The following is a 16,690-nucleotide window of genomic DNA, read 5'->3' as shown; positions in this document are numbered from 1 at the left end:
GGGGCTTTTTTTTTGACTAAAAACTACGCACAGGAAGAAAGCGCCGGTTCCGGTCAGCCCGTGAAAAGCACCCGCCAGCGTCGGCGACGGCGAGTCATCTCGCGCCATAGCGCGACTATCTCGTCAGGTTGCAGGGCATCAATAGCCTGCGGCGTTAACACCGGCAAACCATAGCGCTGGCGCAGGGCGGCCACTGCCGTGGCGCTGGCATCCATCGGTGAGCGGATCTGCGTTGCCAGCTGCTGTCGCAACACGCTGAACGCTGCCTTATCGCACGGCGTCAGCTCACGCAAAAATCGTTTGCAGCAACCCAACAGGTTCACGGGAGAACGGTCAGGCGACTGTAACGCCAGCAGCAGGCCATCGCGATCGGCAATACGCTGATAACGACAGCTGACCACGTAGCCAATCTGCTGTTCCACGCGCAGGCGCTGGAAAAATTGCGGTTCGCAGCATAACGCCAGCATCCGCAGCGCGGCGAGCGACGCGCCCGGCGGCAGGGGAATAAACACCAGCAGCGCCGAATCCGCGCTGGCGTGCGGGATGTGTTCGATCCCGCCGGGACAACCGCTTAACGGCAACGGCTTAGCGTTAACCGGCGTCCGGAGCAGGCCAAGCTGCCGGGCTAACCCGTGCGCGTGTCCGGCGCTGCCGCCAACTAACGCCGCCAGCCAGCCGTCCCGTGGCGGGTCCGATGCCAGACGTTCAGGCAATTGCTGAAGCAGCTCACGGATGGCAATGCCTTCTGGCACTGGCGTAATCGCCGGAGCGGGGTGGGAGAGGCGATCGATTATCGCCCCGATGATGGGTTCCGCCGTCACCACGGCGTCAGGAAGCCGCAGGGTGAGCTGCCAGCTACCGTCAACCGTTTGCCACTCGCCGCTGCCGTCGATATGGCGCAGCTCAGCAAGAAGAGGGCGTAACTGTTTGCCCATCGCCACCCCCTGTGACCTGTCCACGCGCGAATAAAAAGGCCTGCGCAGGATCAGCGTCGGCGGTTGTGTCTGCGCCGACAAATGCAGCAGTGGAGCGGCTTCTGACGTCGGGGCTGGCGCAGCATACCTGGCAGTCTGCGGGTAGAAGGAAAACGCGATGGGGCTATCATCTGCAACCGGCTGGCGACGCCAATGGCTAAGCGGCAGGGCAAAACCCTGGCTGGCAATAATTTCAGCGGTTTCCATTTTTTTGCAGGCCAGATACGAGACTGGCGCCGCCAGTAAGTCAGCACAGAAGGCGGAAAAACCTACGGGCGCCGCGCCGGGCGCAAAACCAAATGCCCGCTGGCGCAGCTGCTCCAGCGTCGGCAGGGCGCTGAAACGCTGCTGTGCCAGCCGATAATAATGCCGCTGCTGCTCATCCGTCGTTTGCTGTAGCGCCCGTAGCCAGTGGGTAATATGCGGGTCAATGTCCTCGGGCCGTTCGCTATCAACCGTTAGCGCCACCCAGCCGTAATCGTCATCCTGATAAAGCCAGTTCAGGGCTACCTCTTCTGCCAGCCCGCGCGCCCGTAGCCCGGTAATCAGGCTTCCGGGGGCGTCGTCCAGTAAAAACTCCCGAAATAAAGTGACGTTGTCACTTTTTCGGATTAACGGACAACGCCACAGTGCGGGTCGCTCCGTTACCGCCAGCTGATAATCTGCTTCAGCGCTAAGACGCAACGGGGGAGCGGTTTCAGGCATGCCTCCTGACGCAAAACCTGACGCAAACGTATGGGCAAGCTCGGCCAGCGCATCCAGCGTTTGCGGCCCTTGCAGCCACAATTGCAGGTGTCCTGCCACATAATAGCGACGATGAAAGTCGCGCAACGCGGCTTGCAGCGATCCCGGGTCCTGCCCGAGAGACTCCTTGCTACCCACCTGAAAACGGCGAAAAACCGCGGGTTCTTCCATCGCGTGGCGCGCCGCCGCTTCGCGCCTGGCGGAATCATGTTGCTGGATGAGCCGGTTTTCCGCATCAATGACCGCCACTTCGCGCTGTATGTCATGCGGTGAAAGCAGCGGCGCCAGCAACATATCCCGCAGCCGCGCGACGCCGTCGGACAGGTTATCGGCGGCAACGTCGAAGAAAAAAGCGCTATGGCGAGCCAGCGTGGTGGCATTGACGCTGCCGCCCTGGCGCTGGACCCAGGCCATGAGTCGATCATCGCCCTGATAGCGCTGGCTACCGCGGAACAGCAGGTGCTCAAGCAAATGCGCCAGACCGGCGAAGCGCGGTGGCTCGTGATGGCTTCCGGCACTCACGCGCGCCAGCGCCGCCGCGCGTGTCGCCTGCGGCTGATGCACCAGCGTTGCGCGCAAACCGCCTGCCAGTTCCACGATGCGGGTGGTCATTATCGTTACAGTTCCCGAGTTTTATAGATAAGCTGAGAACGGGTACGGTTGCGGAACTGAAGCTGACCGATCTTCATATCACTACAGGCTGCTTCGCGGCGCGCCTCGAGGATTTTATGATGATGCGGCGATTTGCTGCACACCGGATCGGCGTTATCCGCATTCCCGGTGAGCATAAAGGCCTGGCAGCGGCAGCCGCCGAAGTCCTTCTCCTTTTCATCGCAGGAGCGGCACGGCTCCGGCATCCAGTCAAACCCGCGATAGCGGTTGAAGCCGAAAGAGTCATACCAGATGGATTCCAGACTCTGCTCAAGCACCGACGGGAAATCCACCGGCAGCTGGCGCGCGCTGTGGCAGGGCAGCGCCGTGCCTTCCGGGGTCACGCTGAGGAAAATCGACCCCCAGCCGCCCATACAGCCTTTTGGCCGCTCTTCGTAATAATCGGGGGTGACGAACAGCAGGTTAGTCAGATTGCCGCTGGCGGCCATTTTTTGCCGATATTCGGCAACCACGCGTTCCGCGCGGGCAATCTGTTCCCGCGTCGGCAGAAGCCCCTGACGATTAAGGAACGCCCAACCGTAGAACTGGCAGGTGGCAAGTTCGACATCGTCGGCGTCCAGTTCGATGCACAGCTCGATGATTTTATCGATCTGATCGATATTATGCCGGTGCAGGACGAAATTCAGCACCATCGGGTAATCACGGGCTTTGACCGCTTTGGCCATCGCCAGCTTCTGCTGGAAGGCTTTTTTATTCCCCGCCAGCGCAGCGTTGAGCACTTCATCGCTGGCCTGGAAGCTAATCTGGATATGGTCCAGACCGGCCTCGCTGAACGCGTCGAGTTTGCTTTCCGTCAGGCCAATTCCCGAGGTGATCAGATTGGTATAAAAACCGAGATCGCGGGCGGCGCGGATCAGCTCCGGCAGATCTTTACGCGTCAACGGTTCGCCGCCGGAAAAACCTATCTGCACGCTGCCCATCGCCCGCGCCTGGCGAAAAACCTCAATCCACTGTTCGGTGGTCAGCTCCTGATCCTGCCGGGCGAAGTCCAGCGGGTTAGAGCAGTAAGGACACTGTAGCGGACAGCGATAGGTCAGCTCCGCCAGCAGCCACAGCGGTGGGTTGACAGCGGGTTTATTCTGGCTCACGGAAAATAATCCACTTCTGTTGATAAGCGATTTGCAGGAATTCTACGACGTCGTCATCCACGCCGCCGGCTTCCGGGAACCGTTCGTTGAGTATGGCAATGATGGCCGCCGCGTCGCGTTGGCCATCGACCAGTTCGAGGATCGCGGCCGCGGTCTCATTGAGTTTGGCCATGCCTTCCGGATAGAGGATGACATGGCTGTCCTGAGCGGCTTCCCATTGCAGGCGATAGCCGCGACGAAAGGCGACGATGGAGTTTTTTTGCATGCTTATACCAGTCGGGTTGTGTGCCAGGCCGCTTTGTCGGTGACCGTGTGATAAGGCGGACGCTGTAGCGCGTAGGCCATGGTCATCGCGTCGAGCATCGACCACAGGATATCGAGTTTGAACTGAAGGATCTCCAGCATCCGATTCTGCTTTTCCGCGCTATCGCAGTAACGCTTCGCCAGCTCCAGACCGTGTTCAACGTCGCGGCTGGCCTGGCTGAGGCGGCTGCGGAAATAAAAATAGCCTTCCTCTTTGATCCACGGGTAGTGCTGTGGCCAGCTGTCGAGACGCGACTGATGGATTTGCGGGGCGAACAGTTCGGTGAGCGAGCTGCATGCCGCCTCCTGCCAGTTGGCGCGGCGGGCGAAGTTAACGTAAGCGTCGACGGCGAAACGGACGCCGGGCAACACGTGGCGTTCGCTGATTAAGTCCTCGCGGCTGAGCCCCACGGCTTCGCCCAGCTGTAGCCAGGCTTCGATACCGCCGTCATGACCGTTGCTGCCGTCGTGATCGAGGATCCGCTGCACCCATTTGCGACGCGTGTGCGGATCCGGGCAATTCGCCATAATTGCCGCGTCTTTCAGCGGGATCGTCGTCTGGTAGTAAAACCGGTTCGCCACCCAGCCCTGGATCTGCTCGCGGCTGGCCTCGCCGTTATGCATCGCGATATGGTACGGATGGTGAATATGATAGTAGGCGCCTTTCGCCCGGAGGGCGTGCTCAAACTCTTGCGGTGAGAGCGTTTCGCGAATGTGCATAGTTAGTCCTGAAGCGTGATGTTCATCCCGTCCCAGCTCACTTCTATTCCCTGCTGCGCAAGGGCGTGACGCTGCGGCGACTGCTCGTTAAGGATCGGGTTGGTGTTATTAATGTGGATCAGAATCTTGCGCTTTGCCGGCAGCGAGGCCAGCAGCGCCATCATGCCGTGTTCATCGCCGAGTGCCAGATGGCCCATGTCGCGGCCGGTATTGCGTCCGACGCCGGTGGCCTGGAGTTCATCGTCCTGCCAGACGGTGCCGTCAATCAGCAGACAGTCCGCTTTTTTAAGCCACGGCAGGATGGTGTCATCGGGTTCACCGAGACCCGGTGCGTAGAACAGCGTCTGACCGTTGCGGCGGTTTTCGATAAACAGCGCCACGTTATGCCCCGGCAGCGGGCGGTCGCGCCACGGCGAATAGGGCGGTGCGTTACTGGCGATGGGGACAGCGGTAAACTGCAAATCAGGGCAGGCTTCCACGCTAAAGGCGGTGAGCGGCGCGATCGGGTGGTGAATCAGGCCACCGTTCCAGTGCCGGAGCATGGTAAAAATCGGGAATCCGCTGGAAAGATCTTCATGCACCTCCGGCGTACACCATACCTGATGCGGGCACCCTTCGCGCAGGCTGAGCAGCCCGGTGGTGTGGTCAATCTGGCTATCGGTGAGAATAATGCCGCCAATATGCGTGCCGCGCAGAACCTCTTTCTTATTCAGTTCTGGCGTATGGGCAATCTGCTGGCTGATATCGGGGGAGGCGTTACACAGCACCCACTCTTTGCCGTTATCGCTGACGATGATCGACGACTGGGTGCGAGGGGTCGCCTGAAGGGTACCGTCGCGCAAACCCTGACAGTTGGCGCAGTTACAGTTCCACTGGGGGAAACCACCGCCGGCGGCGGAACCGAGGACTTTAATAAACATGAAGATGGGCCAGGTAGTCAAACAAAAATGCCCGCACGGATGGCGGGCAGAGCGATTAGCGGTTGGAAATGTACAGGGTCACTTCCAGGCCAAGACGTAAATCAATAAAAGCAGGTTTCTTCCACATCGTTTTTTCCTCTTTAAAAAAGCAGCACCAACGCCATTGTTTGTGCCAGTTTTGTGATGGTCATCAAATAATGCGTCACAGGAGGGCAAAGCTCAACCCGAAAGATGTAAGGAATTAACTTAATGTTTACAACGTAACCTATTGTTGCCAAACATTTTGCAATACCTTTTGCCAGTTGCCCCACAGCAGCTTATTCAGCACAAATTGATCATAGCCGCTGTCACGCAATGCGCTGATTAGCCGTGGTAAACCACTCACATCGTGTAAATCATCAGGCAACGTAATGCCGTCAAAATCGGAGCCCAGCGCGACATGATCGTCACCCATGATGTTAATAAGATAGTCGATATGACGAACGATTGTGCTCAGCGGGGTATCGCTATCGCGTTTACCGTCGGCGCGCAAAAACGCGTTGCCGAAATTGACGCCTGCCACGCCGCCGCTGTCGCGGATAGCCAGCAGCTGCCGATCGGTCAGATTGCGCGGTTGCGGGCACAGCGTATGGGCGTTGGAATGGGTGGCGACCAGCGGTGAAGAGGAATGACGAGCGGTATCCCAGAACGCTTTTTCATTCATATGCGAAACATCAATCAGCATGTTCAGGGCGTTAGCGTGCTTAATGAGGGCGATACCCTCAGCGGTAAGCCCAGGGCCGCTGTCCGGGCTGCCGGGAAACGCCCCGTTAACGCCGGTGCCGAAACGGTTAGCAATGTTCCAGAAAGGCCCAATGCTGCGCACCCCGGCGGCATAGAAAGCCTGTAGATCGTCTCCCTCGCCGTCAAAACCGCCCGCGCCCTCAATATGCGCCACCATCGCCAGCACCTTATCCTGACGGCAACGTTCGATATCCGCCGCGCTCAGGCACAATCGCGCCCGGCCATCGGAGTGGGCGACAAGCTGCTTAAGGATCGTCAGCTGCTGCCAGAGAATGTCGACCGGCTGCCACGGCTCGCTGGCGTATTGTGGCGCCATGCGGGCGATATACTCCTGCGGCGGCACGAACAGCGCGAACAGCCCGCCGGAAAATCCGCCTTGCTGCATGCGTGGATAATCGAGGTGTCCCTTCTCAATGCCGGAGAAGAAGGCCGTTACCGGATCCTGGCGATGGTGAAGCCATAAATTAAGCAACAGGTCATTGTGACCATCAAAAATCGCCATAGCGCATCCCACTGTCTTTTATTGCTGCGAAAGTTGCCTGGTACGATAACCGATTTGTCCGGTCCGGCAAGGGGAAAATTACAACTTAGCAGCAATTGTTAATATCACTTAACAGTGAGGAGATCCGCAAAGCGGGTGGTGTAGCGGGGTGAAAGCATTTCCCGTTTCATCTGCCACGGCTGCTGTATACCCTGTCCCGCGAAGTAAAGCGTGCCACGGCCATTTTCAGCATTCAGATGGTCTAATACATCCATTAACTTTTGGCTGTTTTTCCTGGGTGCGTTGTCGTCAAACAGATTAAGTTGCGCGACGCCCTGGCTATAAAAATCTCCCAGCATCACTCCGGCTTTCTGGTACCGATGGCCGTTCTTCCAGACCGCATCCAGACAACGAACTGATGCGCCGATAATATCCCGGCTATCCTGGGTTGGGGTGAGCAGTTTTACCGACGCGCTATTGCCATAATATGGCTCGTTAAGCGCGAAGGGCGAGGTTTTAACAAATACGGAGATAAAGCGGCAATGCTGATGCTCATTGCGAAGTTTTTCTGCTGCCCGGGCGGCATAACTACAGATGGCCTGGCGTACATCGTCATATTCCGTGATGCGTTCGCCAAACGAGCGCGAACAGACGATTTCTTGCTTTACCGGGGCAAACTCTTCCAGTTCAAGACACGATTCGCCCCGTAATTCACGCACCGTTCTCTCCAGCACGACATTGAAATGTTTTCTTATGAACCGGATATCGGTGTCTGCCAGTTGCAGGACTGTCTTAATCCCCATCATCTCAAGCTTCTTCGCTATGCGACGTCCTACACCCCAAACGTCTTCGACGGGTAGCGCCGCCATCAGCTTTCTCTGACGATCCACATTGGATAAATCAACAACGCCTCCCGTCTGGCGCTGCCAGCGTTTCGCCGCGTGATTTGCCAGTTTCGCCAGCGTCTTTGTGGGTGCGATGCCCACTCCGACGGTCAGATGGGTGCGTTGCAGTACGGTCGCTCTCATTTCATGCCCAAAGTCGGAAAGATCGCGACAATTACGCACGCCGGTAAGATCGCAAAAGATCTCATCAATTGAGTATATTTCGCTACGAGGCGACATCTCTTCAAGCGTGTTCATTACCCGGTTGGACATATCCGCGTAAAGTTCATAATTACTGCTGAAACAAACCACGCCATGATGCCTGAAGAGATCTTTCTGTTTGAAGTACGGTTCACCCATTTTCACAAAGGGTTTGGCTTCAGCGGAGCGAGAGATGACGCACCCATCGTTATTGGACAACACGACCACCGGTCGTCCCTTCAGGTCCGGGCGAAAAACCGTTTCACAGGAAGCATAGAAAGCGTTCACATCACACAGTGCAAACATGGTCAGCTCGCAGATGTCACGATACAGGTCACTACGCCGCGAGCCTTCGTGGGCGCGCTTATACGTTCATTCAGAACGTAAGGAACAGGGTCATTGAATAGGGGAAGGGCCACGCTCCGGCGTCGCTCTGATGGCGTGAAAAACTGCATGATGATCACCGTCAATTAATACTGTATTTATATACATTATTGTATGTCGATAGCAAAGATCAAGGGTAACAAGGCATCATGGCGTACGGGCGTAGAAGGGCAATTATCACGACCAGACTATTTGGGTATACTTCTTCACTTATAACTATGCATGTCAGGTAACGAAATATGCGGGAGAGCATTAACGTTCTTTTTGTGGTGCTGTCTTTTGTGGCACTGATTATGCTGATACGCTTTTTCGTCAGGCGTATTCGGCATCCAACGCGCATCGTTGCCGACAGCCGGGGAATGAAAAAAATCTCAACCCATCCTGTCTGGTTTGGCGGCTCGTCAGGTAAAACCTACTTTTATGATGAGCAGTATTTATACGAGGTTATAAAGAGCAGCACCCGTAAAATTGAGCTGGCGGCTATCATAAAAATTAAACCAGGCTCGATAGTGATAAATAACAGGCGGATCTGGTCTGTGAGTTATCTTGAGGGAACCCGTGAAAAACAGGTGCAATTTTATAATAATCTGACGGTGTTTAATCAAAACTTCGCTGCGTTTTTAGAGGCAGTAAAACGCGTGAACCCTGAGGCAGATATTAAAGCCGTGTCATTGTTCAACCTGTGACTGGAATACAACATATGTGGCTTTCTGACTGCCCATACGACAGGTATGGGCAGTGAAGCCGTCGATATTACTTCTTCTTGTTCATCATCGCCTTGAGATCGGCAAAGGGGTTAAACGTGGCGACACCCACGTCTTTTTGCGCATCCTCACCCGCAACAACGGTGGTGCCATACTGATCCGCTTCGGTGTACTTTGAGTGTTCGTGATCGTGACAAAACAGGCACAACAGCTCCCAGTTACTGCCATCTTCCGGGTTATTGGTGTGATCGTGGTCGATATGGTGAACCGTGAGTTCACGAAGATTTGAATAAACAAACTCACGCGAGCAGCGTCCACAAACCCAGGGGTAGATTTTTAGCGCTTTTTCACGGTAGCCGCTTTCCAGCCGTGCGTAGTTTTTAGGGATCAGAGCCATTGCTGATGTTACCTGTTAAAAAGAGAATAGTTCACACTATATCCCATTATGAGATGTCAGGAGAATGCCTCCTCTGCGGGAAGGCAGCGTGCGATTTGCGTATTTCTGTCAGTTTATTTGAAGCATTCCGTTAAATAATCACCATTTATTCTCATCCGTTAATGCGTAGAGTAGGGATAACGCAATGCTTTATCAGGATACTCCACTATGAAAAAGATCGGATTTTTGTCGTTTGGTCACTGGACGCCGTCACCCCAGTCCGGCACGCGAACCGCGGCTGACACACTGCTACAGTCCATCGATCTGGCGGTCGCCGCCGAAGAGCTGGGCGCGGACGGGGCTTATTTCCGTGTGCATCACTTTGCCCGCCAGCTCAGTTCGCCATTCCCCTTGCTGGCTGCAATAGGCGCGAAAACCAAACGCATCGAAATCGGGACGGGCGTGATCGACATGCGGTATGAAAATCCGCTGTATATGGCGGAAGATGCTGGCGCGGCAGATCTCATCTCCGGCGGGCGATTACAGCTTGGTATCAGCCGGGGTTCCCCGGAGCAGGTGATTGATGGCTGGCGTTATTTTGGTTACGTGCCGCAGGAAGGGGAAAACGAATCAGATATGGCGCGCCGCCACACTGAGGTACTGCTTGATGTATTACGCGGTGAAGGGTTTGCAAAGCCTAACCCACAGCCGATGTTCCCAAACCCGCCGGGATTGTTGCGTCTGGAGCCGCATTCAGAAGGCTTACGCGATCGTATCTGGTGGGGGGCTGGCTCTAATGCAACGGCAGTATGGGCGGCAACACTGGGGATGAACCTGCAAAGCTCAACGCTGAAAGATGATGAAACCGGCGAGCCGTTCCATATTCAGCAGGCAAAACAGATCCGTGCCTACCGACAGGCCTGGGCTGAGGCAGGGCATACCCGTCAGCCACGCGTTTCGGTCAGCCGCAGTATTTTTGCCCTGATGGACGATCGCGACCGGATGTATTTCGGCTCAAGCCGCAATGAAAGCGACAGCGTGGGCTATCTGGATGAGAAAACGCGGGCCATTTTCGGACGCAGCTATGCCGCAGAGCCAGACAAGCTGATTGAACAGTTGAAAAAGGATGAAGCGATCGCGGAAGCGGATACGCTGTTACTTACCGTGCCGAATCAGCTGGGCGTGGAATACAACGCACATGTGATCGAGTCCATCCTGAAACATGTCGCACCGGAAATGGGATGGCGCGATCGCAATGCTTAATCTGGCTCTCTGGTATCGCCGGTTTGGTGAGCCTGAATCGGTACTGCAAGCGGAAACTACACCATTGTCGCCGCGACAGCCGGGAGAGATACGTGTGCGCATGCTTTTTTCCCCGGTGAACGCCTCCGATCTCATCCCCATCACCGGAGCATATCGCCATCGCACGCCGCTGCCTGCGATAGCCGGTTATGAAGGGGTCGGAATAGTGACCGAAACGCCCGCCGCTTATCCGGCGCTGCTGGGCAAGCGGGTCCTGCCGTTACGGGGGCAGGGAACCTGGCAGCGCTATGTCGACTGCCCGACGGCGTATGCGGTTCCCGTCCCGGACGACGTCGACTCGCTACTTGCCGCGCGGGCGTATATCAACCCGCTTGCCGCACAGATGATGCTGGACCGCTATCCACCGGTCGGGAAAACGGTGCTGCTCACCGCTGCCGGTTCTGACTGCGCCGTTCTGCTCGGGCAATGGGCACGCCAGGCGGGTGCGGAGGCGGTTTACGGGATCCATCGTTCGCCCGTGCACGCTCAACGTCTGGCTGAAATGGGGATCGTCCCGATTGCGCAACATGATACGGCCGCCGTCAACGCTGCCGCCGCGCAAGCGGAGGTGGTGTACGACGCCACGGGCGGCAGCCTGGCGGAGACGATCCTGAGCGTGATGCCCGAAACCGACACCTTTGTCTGCTACGGGCTACTCTCCGGGCAGACCTTCCGGCAGCAGCGGCCGTTGCCGCGCGTGGCGTGGTTTCACATTCGTAACTATCTGGACGCGCTGAGCGCTGAGGCGTGGCAGGCGGAGTTTCGGCGCATCTGGCCTAAACTGCGCGCCAGCCAGTGCAGCGATGTCACCCTCTACCCGCTGTCGGAATGGCAGCGGGCAGTGGGCAACTATCGCGAAGCGGGAAGAACGGGCAAGCCCATGCTGTCGATGGACAATTAATCGGCCTTATGGCTCATGTCGCTCAGCAGCACAGCGATACTTTGTCCACCGGCAGTCTGCTCCAGGCCAATTTTGACAATAATTGTCAGCGGAACGGAGAGCAGCATGCCGACAGGCCCGAGCAGCCAGCCCCAGAAAATCAGGGACAGGAACACAACAAGGGTTGAAAGCCCCAGCCCGCGTCCCATTATCCGTGGTTCGAGAATGTTCCCGAAGACAAGGTTAATCACCAGATAGCCTGCCAGCAGAATCAGGGCATCATACAAACCGCTGAAAACCAGCACCTGAAGGATAGGGGGGATCGCCGCCAGCACGGAGCCGATGTTAGGAATATAGTTGAGCGCAAAGGCCAGCAGCCCCCAGACAAAGGCAAAACGCACATCCAGCGCGGCGAGCATCCCCCAGACCACTAATCCCGTCACCAGGCTGATGGCCGTTTTCAGCACCAGATAGCGTGAAACGCTGTCGAGCGCGCGCTGAATGGCGCCCATTCCCTCTACCGGACGCACCATGATGTGCTGGAGCTTTGCAGGTAGCTGTGGAACTTCCAGCAGCATAAACACAACCGTCAGGAACAGCAGGAAAATCGAGGTCATGGCGTTGGAGAGTTGTGCCAGCAGGCTGGTGACAATCGTCATGGCGGCATTCGGATCGATGTATTTAAGCAGTTCCTCAACCGAGACTTCGATACCCGCGCGTTGCAGCCAGGGTTCAATTTGCAGCAGCGGGGTCGCCAGGGAAGAGCGGTATGTCGGTAGCGTCCGCGCCAGCTCGTTCAGGGAGGTTCCCAGATAGGCGACTAACAGCACCATCGCAACGATAATAATACTGATAAGCAGGCTTATCGCCAGCACACGCGGGATGCGCAGCCGCACCATTCGCTGCACCAGTGGATTGAGGATCACCGCGATAAAAAGCGCCAGGATAAAAGGCACGATGATATCGGCCGCAAAACGAACGCCGGTCAGAATGATCACCAGCATGCCCAGCATGATGACGATCTTAAGCCCGTTGAGGGTGATAATAGGTTTGGCCATGGACGTTCCTGAACAGTTTTTTATTTATAATAGAGGGGAAAGCGGATTAAAAAAACTAACCAAAATCAAACAGACTGGGTAAAGAAATGAAAAGGCTTTGAGTAAATTCCTGGCTTATGATACAAATCAGGCGTGTTCAACTACCGAGGACAATTTTCATCCGCAAAGACGAGAAGCAACACCGCGGATAATTGTAATTTTATGGACAATTTGTTCAGGACGTATTTTTCAAACAACTCTGCTCTGTTTTCAACCTCCCTCTGCCTGCTTTCTGGTGAGCAACACTGGCGTTCCGCGCTATAGTCACGTCTTCTGCCTGAGCTGGCGCTATGCGCTTAGCTAACTGATTTAATTCCCAATTTTTTGGTTTGCTGTCCGCAGCGAGCCTCGATGGATTATATTCTCAAGCAGGAGAAAAAACATGTTTTACTGGATTTTATTAGCTCTGGCGATCGTCGCTGAAATTACCGGCACCTTGTCGATGAAATGGGCAAGCGTGAGTGATGGCAGCACCGGTTTTATTTTGATGCTGGTCATGATTACGCTTTCCTATATTTTCCTCTCTTTTGCGGTTAAAAAAATCGCGCTGGGCGTGGCATACGCATTGTGGGAAGGTATTGGTATTTTATTGATTACGCTGTTTAGCGTCATGTTATTTGATGAAACCCTGACGACAATGAAAATTGCCGGGCTGACGACCCTGGTCGCAGGTATCGTGCTGATTAAATCGGGTACACGCAAACCGGCAAAACAGCAGAAGGAGCAGACCCATGCAGCAGTTTGAATGGATCCACGCGGCCTGGCTGGCTTTCGCCATCGTTCTGGAAATTATTGCCAACGTCTTTCTGAAGTTCTCCGACGGTTTTCGTCGCAAAGCCTACGGCCTGTTATCGATTGCCGCGGTTCTGGGGGCGTTTAGCGCCCTGTCGCAGGCGGTGAAAGGCATCGATCTGTCCGTGGCCTATGCGCTGTGGGGGGGCTTCGGTATTGCCGCCACCCTGGCGGCAGGCTGGATTATGTTCGGGCAGCGTTTAAACAATAAAGGCTGGATAGGGCTGGTATTACTGCTCGCCGGCATGATCATGATTAAACTGGCCTGAGTGACCTACTGCTGCGCCAGGGCTTCCAGCCGGTCGCGAAAACCGGTCACCGACAACGCCCGGTTATCGGCGCGCCAGCGGTCTTTCGCCGCTGGCGCAGAACTCTGAACGCCAATCAGCTGCCAGCCGTTATCGGTTTTTAACATCAGGGGCGATCCGCTATCACCCGGTAGCGTATCGCACTGATGCGACAGTACGCTGTTTTGCGCCCAGCCCGTCACCACGCAGTCCGTATGGGTGTACAGCGAATCGAGGTGATCAACAGGATAACCTGATTGCGTCACTTTTCGATCGGCGGCTTTCAGGGCGGCGGTGAGCGCGGCTTTATCGCCATCAAAGAGCGGCAGCGGGGTGATCCCGGACGGCGGATAACGTAAAACGATCAGCCCGAAATCCCAGGAGGCCGCCCCGGGCGGCACAATCCAGCCATCGCCATCCGGTTTCAGGCGTTTGCCAAGCGACGGATCCACCCGCCCCTCAATACCGTGAATTTCGTAGCGCCATATTCCTTTTTGCGACACAAAGCGCAGGGCGATCGCTTTATCCGGTTTGCCTTCAGGCGGCATTAACAGGCAATGACCCGCCGTCAGCGCAAGGCGTGGCGTAATGAGGGTTGCGGTACATAAATTGCCGCTGGCGGTTTCCAGTTGCCCGATGGCATCCCAGGGCGATTCGGTAGGATCGGTGACACGCGTACGATCGTCATGACCAAAAAACAGCGTCTTTACCTCTTTGGCGCTAATGGCGTCATCGTCGCCATCATCCGCATGTGAAAAGCCAGCAAAAAGGCTAAACGTTCCCAGTAACAACACAACAGATTTACGCATATCACACTCTGGTGGGGGTAATTATGATTATTAAAAGTGAACCCTATGAAAATACTATAGACGCGACGGCGAGAAAGTGGGAGTAAAATCAGCGTGCTACATTCAGGAAAGATAAAAGTGGCTGGCGATGAGCGCGCATAAAATTAGCAGGATAAGAATGAACTCAAACCGATAGCGCCGCAGCATACGCCCTCCGGATAAAAAAACGGCGCTGACCGCAAACCCGTTCAGCGCCGGTTTACCAACGTGCCCCGAAGGGCACGGTTAAGCTTGTACTCTTACGCTGCTGGCTGTGCAGCAGGTTTAGTCGCTTCGTGTTTTGCTGCTTTTTTGTGATGCTTTTTAGCCGCCTGGGCTTTCTGCTCTACCGCAGGTTTTGCCGCTTTTTTGTGGTGCTTTTTCGCGGCCTGCGCTTTCTGTTCTGCCGCTGGTTTAGCCGCTTTGTGATGTTTTTTATGGTGAACCGTTTTGGCCGGAGCAGCGGTGGATGCCGCAGGCGCTGCGGTGGCGGTAGTTTCAGCCGCGAATGCAGCGGAAGACAGACCCATAGCAGCGGCAACAACCAGAGCTAATACTTTTTTCATTTTCATACCCTCGAATTTGGTTTCTCATTTAACCCCACTGCGGGGCCGTTGAAATAACTATATCCCTGTAAATTCGGGGTTTCCGTGAGTGATTGGTATCGGCGTGTAACCATATGTACAACGCCGGGGCGGCCCCCGGCGCGTTCGGTTACAGGTAGCGGGACGTCAGGTGTTCGCGGAAGTAGCGGATATTCAGATCTTCACCTGTAGCCTGGGTGATGAGCTGCGACGTGCTGAAACGGCTGCCGTGCTGCCAGATATTCTGACGCAGCCAGTCAAACAGCGCCGAGAAATCGCCCCCGGCAATGGATGCCTGCAACCCGGGCAGCGCAGTTTTGGCGGCATGGAACAGCTGTGCCGCATACATTGCCCCCAGCGTGTAAGACGGGAAGTAGCCAAAACCGCCGTCGGTCCAGTGGATATCCTGCATACAGCCGTTGCGGTAGTTATCTTTGGTGGATAACCCAAGCCACGCCTGCATTTTCTCATCCCATAACGCGGGAATATCATCGACTTCAATTTCGCCATTGATCAGCGCACGCTCGATCTCATAGCGCAGCACCACATGCGCCGGATAGCTCACTTCATCCGCATCAACGCGGATGTAGCCCGGCTTCACGCGCTGGTTCCAGGCAATAAAATTCTCTTCGCTGAATGCCGCCTGGCTACCGAAACGGGCATGAACCGCCGGAAGCAGATGCTTCAGGAAAGCGTCGCTGCGGCCCAGCTGCATTTCAAAGAACAAGCTCTGGGATTCATGGATCGCCGTAGAGCGCGCCAGCGCAACGGGCTGGCCGGCCCACGCTCGCGGAAGGTTTTGCTCGTAGCGGGCATGTCCGGTTTCGTGGATCACGCCGAAAAGCGCGCTGAGCAGTTCATCTTCATCGTAACGCGTGGTGATACGCACATCTTCCGGCACGCCGCCGCAGAACGGGTGAGCGCTAACGTCCAGACGACCGCCATTAAAATCGAAGCCAAGCATTTTCATCGCTTCCAGGCCCAGCTCGCGCTGCGTGGCGGTCGGGAAGGGACCCTGTGGCGGAACGAACGATCGTTGAGCCTGTTTTTCCACAACCTTTGCCAGCAGCTCCGGCAGCCAGGACTTCAGATCGCCGAACAGCACATCCAGGCGAGCGCTGGTCATGTCGGGTTCAAAGATATCCAGCAGCGCGTCGTAAGGCGTGCAGCCTTTAGCCTCAGCGCGCAGGCGGGCCTCTTCACGACTGAGTTTCACCACCTCTTTCAGGTTGGCTGAAAAGCCCTGCCAGTCGTTGGCCGGACGCTGAGTGCGCCAGGCGTGTTCACACCTGCTGCCCGCCAGCGATTTGGCCTCCACCAGCGATTCCGGCAGTAAAGTGGCCTGCTGGTAGTGGCGTGTCATTTCACGCAGGTTGGCTTGCTCAACGTCATTCAGATCTTCGTCTGCCGCCGCCGCCAGCCATTCACCCATTTTTTTATCGGTCAGGATCTGATGTTGCAGGACGCTCATCTCCGCCAGCGCTTCACCGCGCGCGGCGCTGCCGCCTGGCGGCATCATGGTGAACATGTCCCAGCTGGCGATGGAGGAGAGGTGCGAGAAGCGGGAGAGGCGCTGGAAGGTGCGGGTGAGTTGTTGATAGTTATTGTTTTTCATGAAGTCCTCGTGTCTGAATCAGCCGATGACAAAAATTAGCATCGGCTCGATTTAAACACGAAGAGGGCTGAA

At 56.0% G+C, this 16,690-nt stretch carries 19 protein-coding genes; 5 read left to right on the top strand and 14 right to left on the bottom strand.

The window, feature by feature from the left end:
* Positions 1-53: 53 nt before the first annotated feature.
* The 8 genes from pqqF to IM290_RS19730 all read right to left on the bottom strand — a co-directional run bounded on the left by pqqF (position 54) and on the right by IM290_RS19730 (position 8,076).
* Positions 54-2,330 (bottom strand): pyrroloquinoline quinone biosynthesis protein PqqF, encoded by a 2,277-nt coding sequence (pqqF, locus tag IM290_RS19765; protein WP_193041901.1) that lies wholly within the window; start codon positions 2,328-2,330, stop codon positions 54-56.
* A 5-nt stretch (positions 2,331-2,335) separates the two neighbouring features.
* On the bottom strand, positions 2,336-3,478 hold the full coding sequence (gene pqqE, locus IM290_RS19760; RefSeq protein ID WP_022651046.1) for a pyrroloquinoline quinone biosynthesis protein PqqE: 1,143 nt from the start codon (positions 3,476-3,478) through the stop codon (positions 2,336-2,338).
* The gene (gene pqqD, locus IM290_RS19755; protein ID WP_003857508.1) at positions 3,465-3,743 is read right to left on the bottom strand and encodes a pyrroloquinoline quinone biosynthesis peptide chaperone PqqD; all 279 of its coding nucleotides are present in this window, start codon (positions 3,741-3,743) and stop codon (positions 3,465-3,467) included. Before pqqD ends, pqqE begins: the two co-directional genes overlap by 14 nt.
* A 2-nt stretch (positions 3,744-3,745) precedes the next feature.
* On the bottom strand, positions 3,746-4,501 hold the full coding sequence (gene pqqC / locus IM290_RS19750) for a pyrroloquinoline-quinone synthase PqqC (RefSeq protein ID WP_003857506.1): 756 nt from the start codon (positions 4,499-4,501) through the stop codon (positions 3,746-3,748).
* A 2-nt stretch (positions 4,502-4,503) separates the two neighbouring features.
* Positions 4,504-5,421 carry a pyrroloquinoline quinone biosynthesis protein PqqB gene (pqqB, locus tag IM290_RS19745; protein WP_017384563.1) on the bottom strand — a complete coding sequence of 306 codons (918 nt, stop codon included), beginning with the start codon at positions 5,419-5,421 and terminating at the stop codon, positions 4,504-4,506.
* 55 nt (positions 5,422-5,476) lie between these two features.
* Entirely contained in the window at positions 5,477-5,548 is a 72-nt protein-coding gene (gene pqqA, locus IM290_RS19740) for a pyrroloquinoline quinone precursor peptide PqqA (protein ID WP_002905689.1), read from the bottom strand.
* Positions 5,549-5,686: 138 nt separating this feature from the next.
* On the bottom strand, positions 5,687-6,706 hold the full coding sequence (locus IM290_RS19735) for a dipeptidase (RefSeq protein ID WP_032653397.1): 1,020 nt from the start codon (positions 6,704-6,706) through the stop codon (positions 5,687-5,689).
* A gap of 104 nt (positions 6,707-6,810) precedes the next feature.
* Positions 6,811-8,076, bottom strand: a complete 1,266-nt coding sequence (locus IM290_RS19730) for a Y-family DNA polymerase (protein WP_032609083.1) — start codon at positions 8,074-8,076, stop codon at positions 6,811-6,813.
* 317 nt (positions 8,077-8,393) lie between these two features.
* Between IM290_RS19730 and IM290_RS19725 the strand changes: the two genes are divergently transcribed.
* The gene (locus tag IM290_RS19725; protein ID WP_193041902.1) at positions 8,394-8,840 is read left to right on the top strand and encodes a hypothetical protein; all 447 of its coding nucleotides are present in this window, start codon (positions 8,394-8,396) and stop codon (positions 8,838-8,840) included.
* Between the two features lie 67 nt (positions 8,841-8,907).
* Here the strand turns inward: IM290_RS19725 and yajD are convergent, their stop codons facing one another.
* On the bottom strand, positions 8,908-9,255 hold the full coding sequence (gene yajD / locus IM290_RS19720) for an HNH nuclease YajD (RefSeq protein WP_006808895.1): 348 nt from the start codon (positions 9,253-9,255) through the stop codon (positions 8,908-8,910).
* Positions 9,256-9,462: 207 nt separating this feature from the next.
* Between yajD and IM290_RS19715 the strand changes: the two genes are divergently transcribed.
* Both IM290_RS19715 and IM290_RS19710 read left to right on the top strand, forming a co-directional pair.
* Positions 9,463-10,497, top strand: coding sequence for an LLM class flavin-dependent oxidoreductase (locus IM290_RS19715; protein WP_017384559.1), 1,035 nt, complete (start codon positions 9,463-9,465; stop codon positions 10,495-10,497).
* The gene (locus IM290_RS19710) at positions 10,490-11,437 is read left to right on the top strand and encodes a zinc-dependent alcohol dehydrogenase family protein (protein WP_193041903.1); all 948 of its coding nucleotides are present in this window, start codon (positions 10,490-10,492) and stop codon (positions 11,435-11,437) included. Before IM290_RS19715 ends, IM290_RS19710 begins: the two co-directional genes overlap by 8 nt.
* Here IM290_RS19710 and IM290_RS19705 read toward each other — a convergent pair.
* Positions 11,434-12,474: an AI-2E family transporter gene (locus IM290_RS19705; protein ID WP_003857467.1), complete on the bottom strand. Its 1,041-nt coding sequence runs from the start codon at positions 12,472-12,474 to the stop codon at positions 11,434-11,436. The two genes, IM290_RS19710 and IM290_RS19705, sit on opposite strands and share 4 nt — an antisense overlap.
* Before the next feature lie 421 nt (positions 12,475-12,895).
* Between IM290_RS19705 and mdtJ the strand changes: the two genes are divergently transcribed.
* Together mdtJ and mdtI are read left to right on the top strand one after the other, a co-directional pair.
* Entirely contained in the window at positions 12,896-13,258 is a 363-nt protein-coding gene (mdtJ, locus tag IM290_RS19700) for a multidrug/spermidine efflux SMR transporter subunit MdtJ (RefSeq protein WP_015570633.1), read from the top strand.
* On the top strand, positions 13,245-13,574 hold the full coding sequence (gene mdtI, locus IM290_RS19695) for a multidrug/spermidine efflux SMR transporter subunit MdtI (protein ID WP_003857463.1): 330 nt from the start codon (positions 13,245-13,247) through the stop codon (positions 13,572-13,574). Before mdtJ ends, mdtI begins: the two co-directional genes overlap by 14 nt.
* A 5-nt stretch (positions 13,575-13,579) precedes the next feature.
* Here mdtI and IM290_RS19690 read toward each other — a convergent pair whose 3' ends face one another.
* From IM290_RS19690 to IM290_RS19680, 4 genes are all read right to left on the bottom strand, one after another.
* Positions 13,580-14,401, bottom strand: coding sequence for a serine protease (locus IM290_RS19690; protein ID WP_003857461.1), 822 nt, complete (start codon positions 14,399-14,401; stop codon positions 13,580-13,582).
* A gap of 102 nt (positions 14,402-14,503) precedes the next feature.
* A complete protein-coding gene (locus IM290_RS21830; protein WP_057979992.1) occupies positions 14,504-14,587 on the bottom strand; it encodes a hypothetical protein in 84 nt (27 codons plus the stop codon).
* Between the two features lie 92 nt (positions 14,588-14,679).
* Positions 14,680-14,985 carry an acid resistance repetitive basic protein Asr gene (gene asr / locus IM290_RS19685; RefSeq protein ID WP_017694089.1) on the bottom strand — a complete coding sequence of 102 codons (306 nt, stop codon included), beginning with the start codon at positions 14,983-14,985 and terminating at the stop codon, positions 14,680-14,682.
* Positions 14,986-15,133: 148 nt separating this feature from the next.
* Positions 15,134-16,618 carry a carboxypeptidase M32 gene (locus IM290_RS19680; RefSeq protein WP_032619769.1) on the bottom strand — a complete coding sequence of 495 codons (1,485 nt, stop codon included), beginning with the start codon at positions 16,616-16,618 and terminating at the stop codon, positions 15,134-15,136.
* Positions 16,619-16,690 lie beyond the last annotated feature (72 nt).

Origin of the sequence: Enterobacter cloacae complex sp. S1 (genome assembly GCF_014930525.1) — a bacterium.
In the GTDB taxonomy this organism is placed as follows: domain Bacteria; phylum Pseudomonadota; class Gammaproteobacteria; order Enterobacterales; family Enterobacteriaceae; genus Enterobacter; species Enterobacter hormaechei_C.
This window is presented reverse-complemented; position numbering and strand designations above follow the sequence as displayed.

Bases quoted from the DNA above. Each gene is read 5' to 3' on its own strand.
- pqqF (WP_193041901.1), bottom strand. From the start codon at position 2,330: ATGACCACCCGCATCGTGGAACTGGCAGGCGGTTTGCGCGCAACGCTG.
- pqqD (WP_003857508.1), bottom strand. From the start codon at position 3,743: ATGCAAAAAAACTCCATCGTCGCCTTTCGTCGCGGCTATCGCCTGCAA.
- pqqC (WP_003857506.1), bottom strand. From the start codon at position 4,501: ATGCACATTCGCGAAACGCTCTCACCGCAAGAGTTTGAGCACGCCCTC.
- pqqB (WP_017384563.1), bottom strand. From the start codon at position 5,421: ATGTTTATTAAAGTCCTCGGTTCCGCCGCCGGCGGTGGTTTCCCCCAG.
- IM290_RS19735 (WP_032653397.1), bottom strand. From the start codon at position 6,706: ATGGCGATTTTTGATGGTCACAATGACCTGTTGCTTAATTTATGGCTT.
- IM290_RS19730 (WP_032609083.1), bottom strand. From the start codon at position 8,076: ATGTTTGCACTGTGTGATGTGAACGCTTTCTATGCTTCCTGTGAAACG.
- IM290_RS19725 (WP_193041902.1), top strand. From the start codon at position 8,394: ATGCGGGAGAGCATTAACGTTCTTTTTGTGGTGCTGTCTTTTGTGGCA.
- yajD (WP_006808895.1), bottom strand. From the start codon at position 9,255: ATGGCTCTGATCCCTAAAAACTACGCACGGCTGGAAAGCGGCTACCGT.
- IM290_RS19715 (WP_017384559.1), top strand. From the start codon at position 9,463: ATGAAAAAGATCGGATTTTTGTCGTTTGGTCACTGGACGCCGTCACCC.
- IM290_RS19710 (WP_193041903.1), top strand. From the start codon at position 10,490: ATGCTTAATCTGGCTCTCTGGTATCGCCGGTTTGGTGAGCCTGAATCG.
- IM290_RS19705 (WP_003857467.1), bottom strand. From the start codon at position 12,474: ATGGCCAAACCTATTATCACCCTCAACGGGCTTAAGATCGTCATCATG.
- mdtJ (WP_015570633.1), top strand. From the start codon at position 12,896: ATGTTTTACTGGATTTTATTAGCTCTGGCGATCGTCGCTGAAATTACC.
- mdtI (WP_003857463.1), top strand. From the start codon at position 13,245: ATGCAGCAGTTTGAATGGATCCACGCGGCCTGGCTGGCTTTCGCCATC.
- IM290_RS19690 (WP_003857461.1), bottom strand. From the start codon at position 14,401: ATGCGTAAATCTGTTGTGTTGTTACTGGGAACGTTTAGCCTTTTTGCT.
- IM290_RS21830 (WP_057979992.1), bottom strand. From the start codon at position 14,587: ATGCTGCGGCGCTATCGGTTTGAGTTCATTCTTATCCTGCTAATTTTA.
- asr (WP_017694089.1), bottom strand. From the start codon at position 14,985: ATGAAAAAAGTATTAGCTCTGGTTGTTGCCGCTGCTATGGGTCTGTCT.
- IM290_RS19680 (WP_032619769.1), bottom strand. From the start codon at position 16,618: ATGAAAAACAATAACTATCAACAACTCACCCGCACCTTCCAGCGCCTC.